Genomic DNA, 267 nt, shown 5'->3' with positions numbered 1-267 from the left:
ACCCCACACTGCTCGCCGACCTGCTGGGGCGGTCCGACGGCACGCAGCTGCGGGACCTGCTGGACCCGCAGGCCGTGGCCGACACCGAGGCCGAGCTGCAGCACACCGCCGCCGACCGCCGGGCCCGCCATGCGGAGGACTTGGCGGACCTGCTGCGCGTGCTGGGTCCGCTCGATGACGCGGAGCTCGCCGCCCGCAGCGTGCCCGAGGGCGACCCGACCGCCTGGACGGCCGAGCTGGAGGGCGCGAGCCGCATCGTGCGGGTGC

The 267-nt window shown here is 77.2% G+C and carries 1 protein-coding gene; it reads left to right on the top strand.

The window, feature by feature from the left end; all coding sequences use genetic code 11:
- The coding region (locus QSV46_RS39895) for a hypothetical protein (protein WP_314964117.1) at positions 1-267 on the top strand (267 nt) is incomplete at both ends.

The organism is Bradyrhizobium cosmicum (genome assembly GCF_032290525.1).
GTDB classification, from domain to species: domain Bacteria; phylum Pseudomonadota; class Alphaproteobacteria; order Rhizobiales; family Xanthobacteraceae; genus Bradyrhizobium; species Bradyrhizobium cosmicum_A.
Note: the sequence above shows the minus strand (reverse complement) of the source record. Positions and strands in the feature narration are given on the sequence as shown.